The 18,809-nt window shown below is 37.6% G+C and carries 32 protein-coding genes; 28 read left to right on the top strand and 4 right to left on the bottom strand.

All coding sequences use genetic code 11. The features are described from left to right. Nucleotides 1–446: 446 nt before the first annotated feature. Nucleotides 447–671, bottom strand: coding sequence for a helix-turn-helix domain-containing protein (locus EJP82_RS28980; RefSeq protein WP_127195095.1), 225 nt, complete (start codon nt 669–671; stop codon nt 447–449). Nucleotides 672–814: 143 nt separating this feature from the next. On the opposite strand from EJP82_RS28980, the gene EJP82_RS26575 reads away from it, so the two are divergent. From EJP82_RS26575 to EJP82_RS26620, 10 genes are all read left to right on the top strand, one after another. Continuing rightward, the gene (locus EJP82_RS26575; protein WP_127195123.1) at nt 815–1,021 is read left to right on the top strand and encodes an aspartyl-phosphate phosphatase Spo0E family protein; all 207 of its coding nucleotides are present in this window, start codon (nt 815–817) and stop codon (nt 1,019–1,021) included. 286 nt (nt 1,022–1,307) lie between these two features. Beyond that, nucleotides 1,308–1,823, top strand: a complete 516-nt coding sequence (locus tag EJP82_RS26580; protein ID WP_127195096.1) for a hypothetical protein — start codon at nt 1,308–1,310, stop codon at nt 1,821–1,823. 75 nt (nt 1,824–1,898) lie between these two features. Further along, nucleotides 1,899–2,783 (top strand): copper amine oxidase N-terminal domain-containing protein, encoded by an 885-nt coding sequence (locus EJP82_RS26585; protein ID WP_170220314.1) that lies wholly within the window; start codon nt 1,899–1,901, stop codon nt 2,781–2,783. Nucleotides 2,784–2,805: 22 nt separating this feature from the next. Beyond that, the gene (locus EJP82_RS26590; RefSeq protein WP_127195098.1) at nt 2,806–3,192 is read left to right on the top strand and encodes a hypothetical protein; all 387 of its coding nucleotides are present in this window, start codon (nt 2,806–2,808) and stop codon (nt 3,190–3,192) included. Between the two features lie 130 nt (nt 3,193–3,322). Beyond that, nucleotides 3,323–3,733 carry a hypothetical protein gene (locus EJP82_RS26595; RefSeq protein ID WP_127195099.1) on the top strand — a complete coding sequence of 137 codons (411 nt, stop codon included), beginning with the start codon at nt 3,323–3,325 and terminating at the stop codon, nt 3,731–3,733. Nucleotides 3,734–4,100: 367 nt separating this feature from the next. Beyond that, nucleotides 4,101–4,229: a hypothetical protein gene (locus tag EJP82_RS28695; protein WP_281278251.1), complete on the top strand. Its 129-nt coding sequence runs from the start codon at nt 4,101–4,103 to the stop codon at nt 4,227–4,229. Between the two features lie 329 nt (nt 4,230–4,558). After that, nucleotides 4,559–4,789: a hypothetical protein gene (locus EJP82_RS26605; protein ID WP_127195101.1), complete on the top strand. Its 231-nt coding sequence runs from the start codon at nt 4,559–4,561 to the stop codon at nt 4,787–4,789. A gap of 198 nt (nt 4,790–4,987) precedes the next feature. Further along, complete coding sequence (locus EJP82_RS26610) at nt 4,988–5,230, top strand: hypothetical protein (RefSeq protein ID WP_127195102.1); 243 nt, start codon at nt 4,988–4,990, stop codon at nt 5,228–5,230. A 376-nt stretch (nt 5,231–5,606) separates the two neighbouring features. Beyond that, entirely contained in the window at nt 5,607–6,530 is a 924-nt protein-coding gene (locus tag EJP82_RS26615) for an ADP-ribosylglycohydrolase family protein (protein WP_127195103.1), read from the top strand. A gap of 58 nt (nt 6,531–6,588) precedes the next feature. Next, nucleotides 6,589–7,581 carry a DNA adenine methylase gene (locus EJP82_RS26620; protein ID WP_127195104.1) on the top strand — a complete coding sequence of 331 codons (993 nt, stop codon included), beginning with the start codon at nt 6,589–6,591 and terminating at the stop codon, nt 7,579–7,581. Nucleotides 7,582–7,891: 310 nt separating this feature from the next. On the opposite strand, the gene EJP82_RS26625 is transcribed toward EJP82_RS26620, so the two are convergent. Further along, entirely contained in the window at nt 7,892–8,176 is a 285-nt protein-coding gene (locus tag EJP82_RS26625; RefSeq protein WP_246054448.1) for a hypothetical protein, read from the bottom strand. Between the two features lie 137 nt (nt 8,177–8,313). Here EJP82_RS26625 and EJP82_RS26630 point away from each other — a divergent pair, with 137 nt between their 5' ends. Further along, on the top strand, nt 8,314–9,003 hold the full coding sequence (locus EJP82_RS26630; RefSeq protein WP_127195105.1) for a hypothetical protein: 690 nt from the start codon (nt 8,314–8,316) through the stop codon (nt 9,001–9,003). Nucleotides 9,004–9,210: 207 nt separating this feature from the next. Here the strand turns inward: EJP82_RS26630 and EJP82_RS26635 are convergent, their stop codons facing one another. Beyond that, nucleotides 9,211–9,855, bottom strand: coding sequence for an AP2 domain-containing protein (locus EJP82_RS26635; RefSeq protein ID WP_127195106.1), 645 nt, complete (start codon nt 9,853–9,855; stop codon nt 9,211–9,213). Between the two features lie 145 nt (nt 9,856–10,000). Next, entirely contained in the window at nt 10,001–10,246 is a 246-nt protein-coding gene (locus EJP82_RS26640) for a hypothetical protein (protein ID WP_127195107.1), read from the bottom strand. Nucleotides 10,247–10,560: 314 nt separating this feature from the next. On the opposite strand from EJP82_RS26640, the gene EJP82_RS26645 reads away from it, so the two are divergent. From EJP82_RS26645 to EJP82_RS26715, 17 genes are all read left to right on the top strand, one after another. Then, nucleotides 10,561–11,463, top strand: coding sequence for a tyrosine-type recombinase/integrase (locus tag EJP82_RS26645; RefSeq protein ID WP_127195108.1), 903 nt, complete (start codon nt 10,561–10,563; stop codon nt 11,461–11,463). 191 nt (nt 11,464–11,654) lie between these two features. Further along, nucleotides 11,655–11,879 (top strand): hypothetical protein, encoded by a 225-nt coding sequence (locus EJP82_RS26650; protein WP_127195109.1) that lies wholly within the window; start codon nt 11,655–11,657, stop codon nt 11,877–11,879. Nucleotides 11,880–12,333: 454 nt separating this feature from the next. Beyond that, a complete protein-coding gene (locus EJP82_RS26655) occupies nt 12,334–12,573 on the top strand; it encodes a hypothetical protein (RefSeq protein WP_127195110.1) in 240 nt (79 codons plus the stop codon). A gap of 41 nt (nt 12,574–12,614) precedes the next feature. Beyond that, nucleotides 12,615–12,857 carry a hypothetical protein gene (locus tag EJP82_RS26660; RefSeq protein WP_127195111.1) on the top strand — a complete coding sequence of 81 codons (243 nt, stop codon included), beginning with the start codon at nt 12,615–12,617 and terminating at the stop codon, nt 12,855–12,857. A 31-nt stretch (nt 12,858–12,888) separates the two neighbouring features. Continuing rightward, nucleotides 12,889–13,056, top strand: a complete 168-nt coding sequence (locus EJP82_RS28085) for a hypothetical protein (protein WP_170220312.1) — start codon at nt 12,889–12,891, stop codon at nt 13,054–13,056. Nucleotides 13,057–13,080: 24 nt separating this feature from the next. Beyond that, nucleotides 13,081–13,359, top strand: coding sequence for a tyrosine-type recombinase/integrase (locus EJP82_RS26665; protein ID WP_281278252.1), 279 nt, complete (start codon nt 13,081–13,083; stop codon nt 13,357–13,359). Nucleotides 13,360–13,387: 28 nt separating this feature from the next. Beyond that, entirely contained in the window at nt 13,388–13,657 is a 270-nt protein-coding gene (locus tag EJP82_RS26670; protein WP_127195113.1) for a hypothetical protein, read from the top strand. Between the two features lie 63 nt (nt 13,658–13,720). After that, a complete protein-coding gene (locus tag EJP82_RS26675) occupies nt 13,721–13,996 on the top strand; it encodes a DNA-entry nuclease (protein ID WP_127195114.1) in 276 nt (91 codons plus the stop codon). Between the two features lie 61 nt (nt 13,997–14,057). Then, nucleotides 14,058–14,462, top strand: a complete 405-nt coding sequence (locus EJP82_RS26680) for a hypothetical protein (protein ID WP_127195115.1) — start codon at nt 14,058–14,060, stop codon at nt 14,460–14,462. A 27-nt stretch (nt 14,463–14,489) separates the two neighbouring features. Continuing rightward, nucleotides 14,490–14,714 carry a hypothetical protein gene (locus EJP82_RS26685; RefSeq protein ID WP_127195116.1) on the top strand — a complete coding sequence of 75 codons (225 nt, stop codon included), beginning with the start codon at nt 14,490–14,492 and terminating at the stop codon, nt 14,712–14,714. Between the two features lie 536 nt (nt 14,715–15,250). Then, complete coding sequence (locus tag EJP82_RS26690; protein WP_127195117.1) at nt 15,251–15,649, top strand: hypothetical protein; 399 nt, start codon at nt 15,251–15,253, stop codon at nt 15,647–15,649. Nucleotides 15,650–15,768: 119 nt separating this feature from the next. Beyond that, entirely contained in the window at nt 15,769–15,987 is a 219-nt protein-coding gene (locus tag EJP82_RS26695) for a hypothetical protein (RefSeq protein ID WP_127195118.1), read from the top strand. Nucleotides 15,988–16,045: 58 nt separating this feature from the next. Continuing rightward, nucleotides 16,046–16,582 carry a hypothetical protein gene (locus tag EJP82_RS26700; RefSeq protein WP_127195119.1) on the top strand — a complete coding sequence of 179 codons (537 nt, stop codon included), beginning with the start codon at nt 16,046–16,048 and terminating at the stop codon, nt 16,580–16,582. Nucleotides 16,583–16,687: 105 nt separating this feature from the next. After that, the gene (locus EJP82_RS26705) at nt 16,688–17,086 is read left to right on the top strand and encodes a hypothetical protein (protein ID WP_127195120.1); all 399 of its coding nucleotides are present in this window, start codon (nt 16,688–16,690) and stop codon (nt 17,084–17,086) included. A gap of 354 nt (nt 17,087–17,440) precedes the next feature. Beyond that, nucleotides 17,441–17,596, top strand: coding sequence for a hypothetical protein (locus tag EJP82_RS28090; RefSeq protein ID WP_170220315.1), 156 nt, complete (start codon nt 17,441–17,443; stop codon nt 17,594–17,596). A 208-nt stretch (nt 17,597–17,804) separates the two neighbouring features. Further along, on the top strand, nt 17,805–18,212 hold the full coding sequence (locus EJP82_RS26710) for a hypothetical protein (RefSeq protein WP_127195121.1): 408 nt from the start codon (nt 17,805–17,807) through the stop codon (nt 18,210–18,212). A 16-nt stretch (nt 18,213–18,228) separates the two neighbouring features. After that, entirely contained in the window at nt 18,229–18,618 is a 390-nt protein-coding gene (locus tag EJP82_RS26715; RefSeq protein WP_127195122.1) for a hypothetical protein, read from the top strand. Nucleotides 18,619–18,809: the final 191 nt, after the last annotated feature.

Below are 18,809 nucleotides of genomic sequence, written 5' to 3' on the forward strand. Positions count from 1 at the left end.
TCTGATCAAGTCGTTCCGGGAGTGGCCAGGATTATCTGAAGGAGAGCTGGCAGCAGGATCGAGCAGCCGGTAGAGAATACAGAAGTAACCTAATGTATAGTATCTGATCAAAGCGTTCCAGGAGTAACCTATGTTCCGGATCTGCTTGAAGCATTTGAGGGGTGGCCAGGATAACCTGAAGAAGAGCCGGCAGCAGGATCGAGCAGCTGATAGAGATCTGCAGGGGTAACCCAATATTTAGTATCTGATCAAGTCGTTCCGGGAGTGGCCAGGATTATCNATCTGATCAAGTCGCTCCGGGAGTGGCCAGGATTATCTGAAGGCGAGCCGGCAACGGGTAAAGATCTGTAGGAGGACTTAATAGATGGGATATAGTCTGGATTTGCGATCACGAGGAAATTCACTAGGAAAAATAAGAATTAAAAAAGAGGGCGAATGATCTGGTATCATTCACCCTCTTTTTTGTATCTGATTACCTGCTCAATACTAAGGCCATATTCCGAACAAATAGTTTCAATTACATCTGAACGCACAGGGAACCTATCTTTCCATATCTTTGATGCAGTTTGTGGGGAAAAACTGGTTTCTTTTGTAAGATCCATTTTCGGACCTTTATTTATTGTCCACCATATTCGAAATGGTTCAAAGGTTAACCTCGACGACAAGTTCATCACCTCACTCTAATTATAACATATATTTCGTTTAAAGGTAATTATTTATTTAATCGTGTAATTATTTACGCGAAAGTGTATACAATTATTTCACGATAGTGTAAAATGGATATATATAGGAGGTGATTGAGATTTTGGTAACTGTGAATCCAGGTGAATTAAGAGAACTAGAAAATCAAATTTATTTCCTACGAGAAAAGCTAAATCATTTAGGAGACAATAACACTAGACTTAGTGATCCAAACATACTGAAAGTATCACAGGAGCTCGATAGTCTTCTAAACAAATTTGAATCGAAAAAAAGCAAACACTATGAGCCGACTACATATAACAACCGACCAGAGGCGTGAATTTTTCCGATGCCACGCCTCTTCAGTATAACTTAGAATTGGAGAGATTGAAATGATTTTAGATTATTCCGTAGAAAGAGCAATTGGATATTTGATTTTTATATTTACGATTAGTGCGAACTTATGGCTTTACTATGATTGCTGTAGAGACGAGGCTAAATTAACAGAAAATATTAACTGAATAGTATAAAATAGCTGTAGAACTATGATTGACCTTGTGCCAATCATAGTATGTGTGCAGGACATTCTGTATAAGTAGAATAGATTAGGAAAGTGGGTGACTAATATGAAATCTTTTGAGGAAATTAATGCAGTTATTGAAAACGAAAATTTTATAGCCTCACAGGAGAGAAGGAGATGGATTTCAATATTGTCAGAAGTCTTCGAATCTGAGTTTCCAGAAATAATAAGTAAGGACTACATTTCTCATTGTATAGAAAGGGATATAAGGCAGGGAGAATCAAAAACTGTAATAGATATTAAAAGATATTCAAGTAGTGGAAACCTTGAACGTGCTTTTGGTTTTAATCGGGCATTGGAGAAATGCTGTTTTAAGTATCATTGGTTTGGAAGACATTTAAAGCAGAATAAGTTTAAGGACACTAATATAGAAAAAATATTAGACGCTCTTACCTATAGCGATAAAACACCGAATATAGACAGTTGCGTGAGTGAAGTGATTCAAGAATCCCTTGCATTAAAATCATTAATAGAACATTGCATTAGTGTTGGTTATAAAGCTTGGGTTCAACCGGCAGAGCATACACCAGAGATCTATCAACTAGTTATTACCTGGGAATAGAGCTTGCTATACTATTTTAAAATTATGGGAAGTCCTGGTGAGGAATATAGCTTAAATATGAAGGGACGAATGTATATGAAAAAGATAATATTAATTGTTTCTCTTTTAACTTTAGTATTAGCGATTACTACTGCAGGAGCAGCACCGGTTAAAACGGTAACTGTAGAAGTTGATGGGAAGGCAGTAGTATTTCCGGACGCAAAGCCGTACATGGAGGGCAGCCGGGTACTTATACCTGTTAGGTTTGTCTCTGAAGCTCTGGGTGCAGAAGTAAAGTACAGCAACAAGACCGTGGTTATAACAAAGGATGGTAAAACAATTAGCATGAAGGTGAACACAAGAACAGTCTCGGTAGACGGGAAGGAGATCACGCTAGATGTACCCGTTCGAGTGAAGCAAGAACGCACTTTTGTACCCCTGCGCTTTGTCTCAGAGGCATTGGAAGCAAAGGTAGGGTGGAACAGTGAAAAGATGCTAGTAAGCATCACAACGAAAGAGGCTATTGAACCAGGAACGGGGGAGCCAAGTAATCCTTCAGTAACTCCAAATCCATCTGAGGAATTCAAATGGGGGAAATACACTGATTTAGGAGCTGCGTTGTTCAAGGACAATGTGACAGTGAAGGAAGGTAATTTGAAATTCACGGTACCGGCAAATGCTGAAGCAGTATGGTATACCTTAGCGAATGGGAATGGGGAAGAGTTGAAGGCTGGGAAATCGTACACGAAGGCCTTAGGAAGCGGTCAAGGTTATCTGATGATAACGAGAATATATCCCGGTAAGGACTATGTAGAGGGTTATGCAGTCTACTTGGATGTAAACGATGAGACACTGAATGGTTCTTATAACGGATTGAAAGATGATGGTGTAGTAAGCACTACGCTGGTTATAAACGGTAAAATGGTAGAAACAGCAGCCCCACTTTCCGATGTTATTGATGCTGCAAAAAAAAGATTCTAAATTTACTTTAGGGGGAAAAGCTATGTTTAATAAAACTACAGCTTTAGCAAAGGCGATATGCTTCTATTTTAAACCCCTGTTTATTATATTGTTGCTCTTCATGTTTCTCAAGGATATACCAATCTTGACCAGATATCCTCTGGTGTATGTTTTAGTGAGCTTGTTCCCTGCAGGGTGGCATTTAATCAATAGGTTGTATAATGGTGGACACCTTAGGTTAAATGATTCAATTTCAATTTTGCATGATACATTTTGGGTAGGTAGTCCATTTGAAATGACGATGTATCTGGTCAATAAATCTTTTAAATTATTAGTTTCTATATTATTAGGTTGGTTGGGGGCAATATTTATCGTAGTAGACTTTTTGAAAATGGTTGGAGGCCAGAGAATGATTGATGTTAAATACTAGGGTTAATATAGCACGTGGGTGGTTCTTATCTTGTAAGCTGGGAGATGGTCCTGCTGCGTAAATTTATTTGTACAGATTCCGAATGGAACGTTGGGACACAAAAAAATGAATTTTCTGGAGGTTATATCTAATGAATTTACAAGATTCTATCGAAAGCTTAAATTATCTCTTTGAGAAATTAATCATCAATGGACAGCTAGTCAACCTGACTTTGGAAAACAAAACGTTTATTCAACAATGCAAAATCAAATCAGTTCGCTCTATTCATGATTACAGTTACGAAATATTGGCAGACAACAAAACTTACTTAACGCTAAATCCAGAACAAATCCAACTCATTCGGTATGATGTGATTTCAGATTCAGCCAGCTCCTTCGAATCATTTAGATCCAGTTTATCTAAAGCTGAAATTCACACAAAAAGTTATGATTTTATGATACATTTCATGATTCATGATTTTGATCGAGCAAGTGGGTTTCTACTCACTGTAAAAGTTTTAAAATCCCAGGCGCAAAATCATATACCATTATTTAAGATCTAAATGAGTCAGATCTTTATTGAATGAATAAAATGAATATATCCGTTCATAAGGAGCGTGTATTGACGTAGAATTACCTACTCTCACTATTGGACCAGAAGCCATGCACATAGCACTTACGGATCTTATAAATGAATTTATCAGAATTGAAAAATCTACTACTGGCATAGAGTACCAGCAACGTTCCCATTTTGTACGAGGTCAAATCGATCTATTAACATCATTAATAAATGATAGATGGGATTATACAAATTCATATCAGACCTATTATCGATATTTACATTACTTGGTAGGGAAATATTCTTTATCTGGAGTCTGGAAGATTAAAGATCTTCTATGAATATAACCGCTCTTAAGGAGGATCTGATTTGTGAAACATGCTAACGAAAAAACTCTACACAAACTTGTCATCGGAACAACAGGTGAAGGTAAAGAATTAAAAAAACAGTTAAGATTTGGTGCGAGAAAGAATTCGGTATTAAAGTTCCGGATAAGTTGATAAATGATAAACAATTGTACACTCATAAGGAAGTATGGCTGCTCTTGGATCGAATCGACATTGAAAGTGATACTAGCAATACATCACAGTGAATTTCAAGTGTTCATCCAAAGTAAAGGGAGGAAAAAACCGTGAGAGATGATGGCGCATTAATTGGCATGATTGTATGCTTTGTTCTGTTTATTACTGCATTTATTTTGGCTAGGAACGAATATAGAAAGGCTAAACCCTGGGTAGGCATACTAGTACTTTCATCTTTAACTCTATTCGGTGCAATATTTCTTGGATACATATATTTTTTATTGTGAGAAAGATTGGAAGGTAAATCAGTGAATAAAATCGTTCATAGGAAGGGTGTTTCATACGTGGAAAAGAGATCAGTAAAAATCAAAGATTCAAATGATGTGAACTATGGTAAAGAAGGCGTTACGGTAAAGCAGGTTCATTCCGATAAAAAAGATCAGCAGAAATTTACTGTGTTATTTAATCACTCAGGTGAGCCAAAATTAAAAGATTACTACGAAGATCAATTTGATGTTCAAGGTAACGTAACATATTGAATAATATGTTGTATTTCCATATTGTTCCACATGGAACATTTGTTCGCTTTTTTTACAGTTTGTTATCAGTATTGCCCATGAGAATAGTTTTTAAACATGAACACCGATTAATATTATGTATCTTTAGGAGGAGAGTGAATCTCACCACCGTGGTTCGGAAGCTAGGAAATGAATAGGGGACGTGAATAGGAGGATATTATGTCCAAGAAAAAGATAAAAAGAAGTGAAAGAACATATCCAGGTTTGGACCCTACCATATCGCTTGATTATCCCAAAGTGGACATAGAAAAATTGCGGAAGGAGCAACCAATACGCAACAATATTCGAACAACAAGTAATGAAATAAAAGTAAATGATGATCAGGATAAAGAGGTTAACGACTATGTAATGGACATAGCGGTATTCGGAGCCCCTTTAGGAATTTTCAAAAAGAAAATGTAATTAATAGACTAATTAATTCAAATTAGGCATGCAAATCTAAAGTACAAGTAGACAAAGGGTGAGATAGTTTATGGTTCATAGAACATATATTCTAATGAGAAATAAGTATAGACATATAAAAGTAAATTTTGATAGGGATGGGTTTATTTGGCGAACTTTATTCATAGCTCTATTCATTAGTATTTTAGGTTATTTATTCAATACATTCTCCATACTTTTTAATATTTCCAAGATTTTAAAATTGATGAAAGAGATGGCGATAGAGATGATGATGACCTGATGACCGACCAGAGCGTTCACAATTTTTTATTTATATCAACTCGTCGTCTTCTCTATACAAAAAAGAACTCTAATTCAATAGCGATGAGGTGACAAGATGAGCATATTAGATAAATACAAAGGATGCTTGTTAGGACTAGCCATAGGAGATTCTTTAGGTACTACTCTAGAGTTTTCTATGCCAGGTACTTTTTTACCGATAAATGACATGATAGGAGGAGGGGTATTCGGACTTAGGCCAGGAGAATGGACAGATGATACATCTATGGCACTTTGTTTAGCGGATAGTTTGCTGAGTTGCCAGGGTTTCGATCCAGTAGATCAATTAAAGCGATATAGCCGGTGGATGAATGAGGGGTATTTGAGTTCAACGGGGATCTGCTTTGATATTGGAAATGCTACTCGTTCAGCTATTGAGAAATTTGGGAGAACAGGGGAATCCTTTTGTGGATCCATACACTCCAACACTGCTGGTAATGGTTCTATTATGAGGTTAGCACCAATTCCCATGTATTATTTGAGTAATTCTCAAGCAGTAGTTCATTATGCTGCAGAAAGTTCAAAAACTACACACGCTGCTGAGGAAACTGTTTCAGCCTGTAAGCTTTTGGCTGCTTATACGCTTACAGCCTTACAAGGAGGTACGAAGCAGCAGATTATTGATTGTGTAGATTTTGATTATTGGAATGGCCCAGATAATGGATCATTAGCAACAAGTATTGAAGATATACGCATGAAATCTTTTCTGTATAAAGAGCCACCGGTCATTAAGGGATCGGGCTATGTAGTAGAATCACTTGAAGCAGCGCTGTGGGCGTTTGCAAAGTCGAATTCATTTGAAGAAGGAGCTCTGCTTGCGGTGAATTTAGGGGATGATTCGGACACTACAGGGGCAGTTTACGGTCAAATAGCAGGAGCTTATTATGGATATAGTTCATTACCGGCTCATTGGATCGCAAAGATAGCTAAGCTGCAGATGATTGAAGGATTCGCTATTTCATTATTTAAGTCGAAAGTATAGCAAGAATGAAGGCCATTTTGTTCAAATTAGGTATGCATCTTAGAGGGGAGGTGACACTATGAGTGGGGTTTTGGCCAGATGCCGATTTTGTTATGAAGAATATGATTTATCTTTAGATATGGTTGATAAAAATGAAGATGGATTTTGGTGTGATATGTGCGATGCATATAATTTCTTTGAGCTAAAAAGAGAAAATAGTCGTCAATTTACTTTGATTATTGAGAGTAAAGAAAATATAAACGACCCATTGTTAACAGTGCAGTCATCGATCAGACTAAATAAGAGAATTTCTCCTCTTAGATATCCTGGTGGTAAAAGTAAGGTTTCGGACTATATTCTTGGGCGCATATCATCCGAAAAGTCGGAGGTCCTTATCAGCCCGTATACAGGTGGAGGGAGTGTTGAATTTGCCTGCCTTCAAGCAGGTGTCATACAGCGTTTAGAGTTGAATGATTATGATTTCGGGATATATTCGCTTTTTCAATTAATCAAGACTTTTCCTGATTCGCTTATTTTAGAAATTCGCAAACGCAAACCTAATCATGATGATTTCCGGAAGGCGCAACAGGTCATTAAATCAGACTATAGCGATTGCGACATGTTAGATGCTGCGTGGTCTTTACTATTGGTAAACCGTCTTGCCTTCTCTGGCATCTTTAAAGCGAATCCATTGGGTGGACTTAAGGGAGATACAAATACATTGTTATCACGCTGGAATCCAGATGATCTATGCAAGCGTATTAGCCTTATACATAAAATGTCCGATCGCTTCAACGTAAGTAATGAAGATGCCCTTACATTTATTGAGGAAAACTACTGGAACGATAAAGCGACACTATTTATCGATCCTCCGTACTATAAGCAGGGGAAAAACTTGTATCTGCACTATTACAAGGAAGAAGATCATTTGGAACTTGCAACGCTCCTCGACACTTTATATAAGGAGACTCCCTGCGCTGATATATTAGTAACGTATGATGACGATCCGTTTATTGAGAGGATATATGATTTTCCTGAATTTACCCGAATCAGAAGGAGATTTAGTGCATAGAGACCAGGAGAGAGATCTGGACTTTTTATTTCTATCAACTCGTCGTCTTCTCTATACAATAAAGACCACTTCAAATCTGAAGCGGTCTTTTCATTGGACGCTTTATCCTTCTACACCGTTCGGACACAATGCTCAATTATCTGTAAGTGACTCTATTAATTTAATCATTGTTTCTTGATCTACGATGTTCCACGAATAGCTAATTGGCTGCGAGCGGATATATTGAAGAGATATGAGCTTTGGCGAGTTAGACATATGTTCAAAATAGTGGGTTTTAATTCTTAAATTTATTTTGATTTTTCTAGCCTAATTAACTTTTCTTGTCTTTTTGTATTACAAAAATTAGATAAATCAGATACATTATCAATGATATTACAAAAAATTCATATAAGAGTCTTACAATATTTAATTCATAAATTGGTAGATAGTCATCTATCGTTTTATGCTTCTCTTGTAAATTCCATAGAGCAACAAACTTCGCAGAATCCACCTCTTGTTTTGGCCCCCATATCAGAGTAACAGGGACTTTTAAAACCCCAAAAAATGCAATCAAGATCAAGTAAATAGCAAGTAAAATTGTTCTAATTTTCTTCAATGTTCTATTCCTCCTATTTTATATAAATAATAGATTTGTAACCTATATAATAAAATATTGTAAATTTCGACCATTTTTTTGTTGTGCATGGTATATTTATAATGGATTTACTAATTTTATCAAATGGAGGGAATAATGTGAAAAGAAATTTTTTACTAACATTACTATCGTTTGTTATGTGTTTTTCAGTTGTTTCAGTTTCATCAGCTTCTTCTAATGGTGTTGAAGCTGAAGATAGTAAAACGTCTAGAATACCAATCAGCTTAGAACTTCAAAAGAAAATGCAAAGCGGCAATAATGTAATTATTATTTCTAATAGAGAGGAATTAGAACAAATCGCCATCGAAGAGGGGTTAGAGGAGGTTCCAGTAAGAATTGAATATGAATATGTACCATATTCTGAAACGCAAAGTGAACCACCGAACTGGGTATCACCACTAGCTGATGACACTACAGTTACTTCATGGAGTGAGGGTCATGGTCATTATGATCCGAATAAAGACCTATTTACAGGATTCATTATAGATGGTCCAGACGATTTTTTAATAGAAGAAACCACCAAAAAAACTTCAACTTACAGCGGAAGTTTTGGAGCCTCTAAAGGTATCATAGAAGCCAGCGTTGGCTTCACAATTGGTAAAGAGCGCACAATGAGATGGGCAAGTCAAACTCTTATTCCGAGAGGTGAAACTATTAAATTTGAGCTTTTCACCACTTATCATAAAGTAAATTATGCTGTAATCACTCCACAAAAGAGTTACCGTGGGATTGCTTATGATCCAACAGGTGTTTATATCAAAAAAACTGCTTACGCTACTCCTAAATAAGTAGAGCAAAGAAAAAGACGTAGTTTTGTTGCTGTTATATGCAACAAAACTATGTCTTTTTTTCGGCCAAAATAATTTTATCGTCTTCTCTATACAAAAAGAACTCCCTTGGCTGGGAGTCCTTTCGGGATCGATTACCCGTTTTCCTTGCGTACTGACGGGTACATTTGGCTGCTGGTTTGACTGGTAAGTAAAGCCCCATAGTGGCTATTGTCGATTGTTGTACCAATCCAGGAAGTCACCATGCAATTGGTTCTCCGCTTCTTTTCGAATTTGGATTGCTTCCTGTTTATCATCATATCTTCCGAGTCGATATCGTTTGCGTTGAAACATAATTTCAGCGCACCACTTGTTTCGACTTGGATCGAAATGTACACCTTTTGTTCCGCTAGTGTTACGTGAACTAATATTATTAGCCAACAGAGCAGGGATGTTCGTACCTGCTTCAAACCAAGATGTAACATGATCAGATATTAAACATCCACAGCTTCTAATTTTGCCTTTTTTCATCTCGCTTGCTGGGATGGGGATAGTTTGTCCACAATCGCATTGACAGAGCCACATGATCGATTTTTTGTTTTCAACCTTAACTTTGTATAGGGCAACTAGCTTGCCAAAACGTTTTCCAGATATATCGGTGTCTGTTTTTGCGTGGCGATCAGTAAGATAATCACGGTGTAGACAACCGCAACTCTTGCAATCGCCACGACGAAGAACAATTGTTGTTGCAACCTTTGGATTGCCGCAGTCGCAAATGCATGACCATCGAGGGGAACTTCCTTCTTTCGGCAATTCAGCAATAACGGTTAGTCTTCCAAAACGTTGGCCGACAAGATTGAGTTTTTTACTCATCGTCAACTACCAAGTTCGATTAGCCATACACCATTGACGTATTTGGCTTTGAGTTCACCTGATTCGCACATGCGCTGGACTTTGCGGATATGGGTACCCGAATTCGTCGAGTACCCCTTCACAGTTGTCACAAAGTCCAGCGGGGTCAGTTTCCCGAGTGTTCGCCCCAACCGTTAGCATTGCAGGTATTACCGTTTCCGTCTTCCCACTTTTCTGAAACGGGGCAGGAGCCTTTGTCGAGGTCTGCGATCAGAAAGTTCATCTCTTCAACTGTTGCAGGGTTGATCGTTCCAAGTTTAGCACCAGCGTGGTTGTAGACTTCAAAAGCGTGAAGGTCATAATCGAAAGCTACTTCTTCAATGGTTACAAGGTTAGTCTTCCAAGTGTTCATCGTTTAATCATCCTTTTTTGGTTTGTTGTCGCATGTACGACTTTATATTGATATAATATTACAATGTCGTACATACGTCAATAGGAATTTTTGGGATAATTAGTTTGTGGCTGCGGGCGCTGCGGAGCAGAGGATGAGATCGATCGATGATCCAGGAGACGTTCTCAATTTTTTTATTTTATCAACTCGTCGTCTTCTCTTTACAAAGGACGACGAAAAGGAGTATAATGGAATAGTAGAGGGCGCATTGTACCGTTTTATAAGACTAGATTTTTTCGTCGTCCTTTATATTTTGAAAAAAGAGAGGATCTCAAATGTTTAACAAATTTTTGGATCAACTTAGGCAACTGGGGAAATCCGACAAGACGATTCAAAATTATGTGAGCACCTGGAGTGCATTTGAAAAATGGATGCTGGTGAGTGATCCGGTTCTGAAGGATGCTGGATACGCAACCCAAAAGGATGTTGCTGATTATAAGAGACACATGCAGCTACAGGGAGGACGAAACGGTCAACCGGCCAAACCATCTACTATGCAACTAACATTTGTTCAACTAAACGCAATTTTTCGGTTCTTTGCAGTAAATGGATTCATTCCGGACAATCCGGTTGGTCCTATTAAAAAACCTCCTGCAGCTCGGCGTCTTCCTAAATGGTTAAGTCGAAATGAGCAGAATTTATTTTTAAGGGAGCTGCGTGACAACCGAGGAAAAGAGATGAAGAGAGATTACGCAATTGCATTAACTATGCTTCGGATGGGTTTGCGTGTTCATGAGTTATGTGATCTGCAGATCTCCGATCTCACTATGAGTGATCGCAAAGGAGCTGCATACATTCGAGGCAAAGGTGATAAAGACAGAGAGCTACCTATAAATTCTGAACTGAGAGCAGCAATCCAGGCTTATCTGCAGGAGAGGGATCATGACAGTCCGTATGTATTCGTTAGCCGGCGCTCACCGAAGTTTACGGTACGAGGTGTCCAGCACATAATTGAGAACTACCGGTACAGGACAAAAATTAAAACTTTATCCTGTCATGCATTGAGACATACCTTTGGTCATGATCTCATTGCTGCAGGAAACGATCTGCAGAAGGTGGCCATGCTTATGGGACATTACAAAGAGGACGGATCTCCCAACATAGAAATGACTTTGCTTTACACCACACCAGGAGTCGAAGACTTAGAGGCTGCGGTGGAGTCGATCAGTTGGACATAAAAATAATGAACGAGGAGTGCAGATGACTATGGAACTATTAGGTAATTTAATAGCGGTAATTGTGTCGGTGGGATTAGGTGCAATTATTATTGTTGCTGCAATAGAGTACTTTAGAAACCGTGGTAAGGATTATTAAATTCTGCGGTGGAGTCGATCAGCTGGACATTATTAATTTAAGGAGTGGGTCTGAAATGATGGATTATTTTTATAATAGAAACCTATCTAGAGGATATAAACGCATATATTGGGTTCTGGTTATTGCTGCAGCTGTCCTAATCTTTACGCCAATCTTATTAAATAATTATGGGTCTGTTCATCTTGGTGTTGTTGTAGCTATCGGGGCTGGCATGTTTACAGGTTTAGTAATTACAATAATAAACTTATTTTTAACAATGTTACATTATAGACGAAATTGATTCTTTTCTACACCTCTCCAGGATTCGAGGATCTGCGGCGGAGTCGATCAGCTGGACGTAATTAGAGAGAGAATAGAATATTAATAACTACATGACTAGGAGAAAACTTATGAATAGAATAAAAATTGTGTTTAAGAGTTTTCTATTAAGTACTTTTTTCTTTTCAAGTTCAATCTTAATAGTATTTCAATTTAAAACTGAGTTCTTTCATTATGTTGCTCTTCTCGATTCAACTAGTACCATTTATTGGCCACAGATTATTCTTGAGAATGTGTTAGGTTCAATTTTAATTTTTCCTTTCTTCATTTTTCTCGTAGGAATATATTGTTTGATTCAAACTATATGGTACTTAATAAAGCCTAGTAAATGGTTTGAAACACCTGGTACATAGGCAGCGGTGGAGTCGATCAGCTGGACATAGTAATCAGTAGACGCAAGTAAGGAGGATCAAAAATTGCCTAGAACACGAAATTCTATATGGGTAGACGTTCCACCACAACCTAGGAAAACTCAGTTACAAAAAAGAGTTGAAAGAGTTATCACGAAAGCTGATAAAAAAGGTTACGAATTTAATGATATTGAATTATCTATGTTTAATGCGCTAGGTAATGCTGAATGGATTGAGAAAGATATTAGTTGGCTTGTAATTGAACAATTTGATCGAATGTATTATAAATTCTTTCCTAGTAAGTAAGTTCTGAATTCAAGACATAAAGAGTGAAGGAGGAATAAGCGATGACTGTTGAAGATAAACTGAAACAACTTTGCAAAGAAAACGGCGAAATCCAAATTGAAAATATTTATATGAACCTCATGCTGGTTGATGTGGTACTACCTTATGAAATTTCTTCCGTTGAAATTGAATTAGAAGGAAATACGGATGATGAGATTATTCAGTCTTTCATTGAGGGAGTTAACGGGCGTATTAATGACATGATAAACGAACTGAATGACTGCAAACTCAAAGAACAAGACTGAATACAACCAAAGTGTGCAGGAGGTGAAGGGCTTGTCAGAAGATGTGCTCTACAAAGAAGCAATGAAGCGAATTGATGATCTCGTGGAAGAAGTCTTGAATAACTGCAATGAAGTTGCAAATGAAAACCATTACGAAAGAGAATGGGTACTGGAAAAGTTCAGAGAGCGATTCAATAAAGCAAAACGAATGCCGAGCTGATAGTTTTACTGAAAAGTGAGTTAACTGGATGGTCAACGATCTAGTAAGCTCTCCGTTCGTGGAGTGCAGCATATGGTTGAGCGTTACCGAGAACGTACCAGGATTGAACATCTTTCACCTCATATGCTGCGACATACATTTGGGCATGACTTAACCGTGGCTAGAAATGATCTGCAGCAAGTGGCCACATTGATGGGGCATTTTAAATCGGATGGGACGCCTAATATCGAGATGACGATGATTTATACGACTCCTGGTGTTGAGGATCTGGAAGCTGCGGTGGAGTCGATCAGCTGGACGTAGAAAATAATGAATGAGGAGCGTGCATTGAGTGACGACAATGATCGAATGCAATGAAACTTTTGACGGTAAACAAGTATTTTTAGAGGATCGTGGAGATGAGTTCGTTTTCCGTTACGATGCTTGGGTTGAAATTGAAGGTCCCAATTGGAGTCACTTTAAGCAAAATATCCACGCTTTAGGTAAGACAGCAAAGCAAGCAATATCAAAATGCAAAAAGTCCGCTGAAAAATCAAAAGAGGAAAATGTTGCTATCTCCATAGATCCAATTGAACTTGAACGAATGCTTAAAGATAATTAATGTCCTGGTTTCTGGATTGATCGTGGAGTCGATCAGCTGGACAAATTGCGAGGTGGTGTAAATATGACAGCTAATACTGAAATAGAGAAGATACCAAAAATAAAATATGATCGTTGGGGAAGGATGCTTTATCATTCGGAGTTTCATCCCAATCAAGGAAAAAGCTACTCAACAAAGGAGCTTTCCTATATCTGCAAGCATTACTCTCGAGGAAATGTTAAAACATTATCTCTAGATGTTGGTCGAACAGAGCATTCTCTTCGTCAATTGGCCAACACTTTGCGTAAAGAAGGTCTGTTTGAACATTATAAATCCTTAATGGTATATGAGGGGCAGTAGTGATCCTCACGGCAGCGGTGGATTCGATCAGCTGGACGTAAATTTAGAAAGGAGAATGACATTGGTTAAAACTCAATTAGAATCAATTACTGAAATTATCAGCAAGCTTGAACTGTCTATCTCTAAAGATACTGCAGCGTTAAATTCATGTGACCCTGCAGATCCGAAAGTGCATCTCCTGAAGACTGAAATTGACCGTATGAATCAACGATTAGAATTTTTCCAGAAAGAACAACAAGCTATCATTGCTAGTGGAAAAACGATATATATGTTTGAGTTTGGAACTGACGATCATATTAGACAATCTTTCCAAGACGATGATGTTAGATGGAAGGTTGATTCAACATTCATTAAGTATACCCAGCGCATACTTGAAAGTGATAAAACACCGGCTAAGAAAATTAAAATGATGGAGAATTTAATGAAGGTATATACAGATTTGGTGGAGTCGATCAGCGGGACTTGATTTCAAAAAAGGAGAGATTGAACTGCCATGGGTAATCTTGAGTTGAAACATGCTGCAAAGATTGAGAGACTCCTGCAAATGAGTTCAAGTGAAGTTGAAAATTCCAGGATTAAAGGGTTAATCGATGGTATTTACAATCACGAATTGACAGAGGAAGATGTGCTTCAATTTACAAATATCACTGCAGAACAACTCCAAATTTTGATGATCAAAAGACAGGTAGCTGCGGCGGAGTCGATCAGCTGGACCTAAAGTGTCATTAAAGGAGATATAAAAATGATCAACGTAATTATAGAATTCTTTAGGTTGCTAAATTCATCGTTCGTCGTAGCGTTAATAGTTTTAATAGTCATCGGACTCATAATATTTAAAGGGAACATTCGAAAACTAAGCAGATATATTTTTAGATTTTTATTTAACCAAAAATAGATTTTATCACTTCACTAATTCAGGATCTGAAGATCTGTCCTATAACTATAACAGGTATAAAGGGGATAACTACCATGTTTTTATTTCCAATAGTGTGCTTATTACTCTGGGGTTTTTTACTCATAGCAGATTCCAAAATAGATAAGAGTAAAAAAAGCAAGGTTTGGTTATTTTTAGTTCGTCCAAGTATAGTAATACTTCCATCTATAGCGGTTTACTGGCCTATATTCAATATGGTTATGAATTTATAGAAAGGGAATGGATTCATAAAAATTTGAACAAAGATATCATAGCTATTGTCAGCGGTGGAGTCGATCAGCTGGACGTATCTTAGTATCCGGAAGGTGTGATAGATTTTTATGTTAATTAACTATTCGTATGTCAGTAAAGTCGAAGCTTACAACTTTCGTTCTTTATTAGGCAGCCAGTTGTTTGAACCAAAAGACTTTGATCATCACGAGGATATAAAGTTGGCGATTGATTGGACAATGGGCAAAAGGTTAAATCGCAAGAATGTCCTTACTCGGAATTATCGCCTCTCAATCGTTCGGATCACGATTCAAAATCCAAAATTGTTTTTCGATGAGAATGAAGTTGTAAACATCGAAAGACGTATGTATGCTGCTTCATTTCTAATATCCGAATTTTACATAAATAAACAACCAGCGAGCTTGTTAGCTATCAAAGAAATGCTTTCTACACCGTATAATGGGAAGGTTCTAAACCTCTTGAATCAACATAAAAAAACCTTTGGTTAACCATGAGAGGCATTTTAAGTCGGGTGGTACGCCTAATATTGAAATGACTATGATCTACACTACGCCAGGCATTGGGGATCTGAAGCTGGAGTTAATAAATGAAAGGAGAGTGAATTCGAATGAGTGATATTAAGAAGACATTGGGGGCTTACATTAAAGTTCTAGCCGAAGGTATCAAGGAAGTACAATGCCCTTGCTGCAGCGAATTGACAAGTACAGGATCGGAGATTAATGATCCAGAAAATGATTCCCGAGGAATAGTTACATGTGAAGTAAACGGGTGTGAATTTTACATCATTGAATATACGGATGGAACAACTTCGCTGGAGCCAAGATAGGAGGCTGAGATTGAGTCGATCAGATGAATGTAAACTAATTACGAATGGAGGACTCTTAATGAAAAAGGAGTTTGAAGTGGGAGTTAAGTATGATGCTATTGTCAATGGTCAAATTTGGTCGTTCACGTATGATGGGACAGATCCAGAAGATGAAGAAACGCTTTGGATTACTTGGATGTCCGGTGAAGAAGAGGCGCACTGGAAAGGGGAAATACTTCCTCTTATTGAGGAATATGAAGTACTCAAGGCTTCTGGCGTGATTTATCCAAGAGGAGATACCGAAGAAGCACAGGCTAATGCATTAGCTGATTTAATGGCCAAGCCAACTTATTTTTTTGCAGGCATGGAGGTGCCTCGTGCGCTAGTACTCACGGATCATTTTGCACCAGAAGGATACAGGGGAGATAAAGAGTATATGGATTTTGTTTTTGATCCGGAGAAACTCATATTGACGATTACAACTCCTGATTCTACGGCAGCTGTTCCCCATTGGGTGATAGGAAGGTTTCCGGTTACTGCAACTTTGAAATTGGATTCAGCGGAGGGACGGGAAAAGCCAACTTTTTTGATCGAGATTAAGAAAGAGTTTGTGTAGTAGTAAAGTAGTTTGACGACGATTTACACGACTCCTGGTGTTGAGGATATGGAGGCTGTGGTGGAGTCGATAAGCTGGATGTAAATGATAGAAAGGATGAGTCTAATGTTTGTATTCCCAGTTAGGACCTGCAGGGTATGTGGATGTACTGATAATAATGCTTGTGTGAATGAGAAGGGTCCTTGCTCTTGGGCAAATGAAGAACATGATTTGTGTAGCGCTTGTGTTAATGATCAGGAAAAGACTATTCTCTACAGTAAGATTTACTATGTTTTAAATCAATGTGTTCCAGAAGTCGAGGCAGCAGTTGCAGGTGAAGTGCAAAATATATTAGAGAAATTGGTACAACAAGATTGTGCAGTAAAACAACCTGAACCGTCTAGAATTGGGAAAAGCTTTATCGGCTTAACATTAATGGAGAATTTTTTTGAAAGGTATGAATCAGATCCACTATATACAAAGTACGAAGTACGCATTCTTATGAATAAGGAGCGTGTAATGTAGATGATAGATTGGTTAGAAAGCATAGATTGGTCGAAGAAGAAAAATAGGATTTTTTTGAAGGTGTTTCTTGGCATAACGATTGTTATCGTGTTATACGAAATATGGTTTATGATGCCGCCTATTTTCAATAAGTAGCTATTTACTAAAGTTGAAATGACCATGATCTACACCACGCCGGGAGTCGAAGACTTGGAGGTAGCTGTGGAGTCGATCAGCTGGACATTAAAAATGGAAAGCGCCATAGAAGTTAGATAGGGGATCTTGAGTTACCATGATGTACTTACATATACAAACTTAGCAAAACAACATTTAAATATGTTATTTAATGTATTAGGCGAGGTGGTGTACTACTTGTTGAGCTCTAAGAAATTGACGGACTATTTAATTGTAGAGTGTAATGATACAAATTCTGAAGTAGATCGATTTATTAAAGATTTGCTTATAAAAATTGAATTTGGACATTTTGAGCCTGATGATGAAGTTGAATTTGATCAAACGGAATATGTTTAATACTACCGTGGAATCGGATAAAAATTGAAACAGCAGTCATAAGGATTTTCCGTTTTTATAAAAATGATATAATGTCTATCTTTTGGACAATTTGATCACACTATGAATATACATACTAAAATAAATGAGGTAAATTTTGCGCAAAATTATGTTCAAAATATTTACAATTTATTTATTGTATAGTAATATGAAGGTGTGGTGGAATAACATGAAAAGAAAAACGAAGGATTATAGTCCAGGGTATTTAAAAAATGAGAGTCTGGAACCACCAAGGCCGAGTGAAAAGGAGAAGCCTAAAATGACGACACTAACTAAAACATTTGAACAAAAAGAAATGTTGGCATTTAGTCAATTGAGAACACTAACTCAAAAGGACTTGATCAGCAGCTTCGAAAATAATAATAAAATTGGAATAGTTATTAAAGATCAGCTTAGAGTAGCGATGCTCGACATGGCAGTCTATGAAAATTTAGTGGAGCAAGCAGCAGAGCTGGAGCGACTAACTGAAGTGTTAGAGGAGCAGGAATTTTTTATGCGTACTCAGCACCGGTTAGATGGAAAATTTGAGGAATTACCTGAGGGAACATCGCTACGGAATTGGGCTGATCTGCGGTAGGGGATGAAGATTAATTATGAGCACCAAAATCTTATTACATGAAGAGATTCGGACAGTGGATTTTCCTGCTATATCTAACCGCTATGTTAATAATTCCGATGCTCTTAACGAATGTATTGCAATGATTGATTTAGAAATTGAACGTATTCGAAGAAATCCAGAAAACTCTGGTGCGAAATGTCAGTATGAGCCGTTATCCTCTATAGGCTTTAGAAAGGTTAAATTATTCTCAAGCCGTTCTGAACAGACATTGAAAGGATCTCGACCTGATTTACGAATTATATATAGATATGATCGGATTATTGATGCTGTAATAATTCATACTATTGCTTTTCGTATAAAGGAGCGACCTCGGCCAAGAGAGGACGCATATAGTATTGCTGAATCTCGTACTTTCATAAAGTGATTAAATATTAGGCTATTGTTGAGGATATCAACAATAGCCTTTTTGTATTCTATGCATTCTCAGTATCAGGTGTTGAAAATTGCAGCTGGTTGAGAGTTCAAAGTAAAAGGTTGAAGCGGATCCAGGAGCGTCCCTGGAAGCCAGGATAACCCCTGAAGAGAAAGCAGCAGCTCTCATAGATGAGTATCGAT

Source organism: Paenibacillus anaericanus (assembly GCF_003994475.1).
GTDB lineage: Bacteria > Bacillota > Bacilli > Paenibacillales > Paenibacillaceae > Fontibacillus > Fontibacillus anaericanus.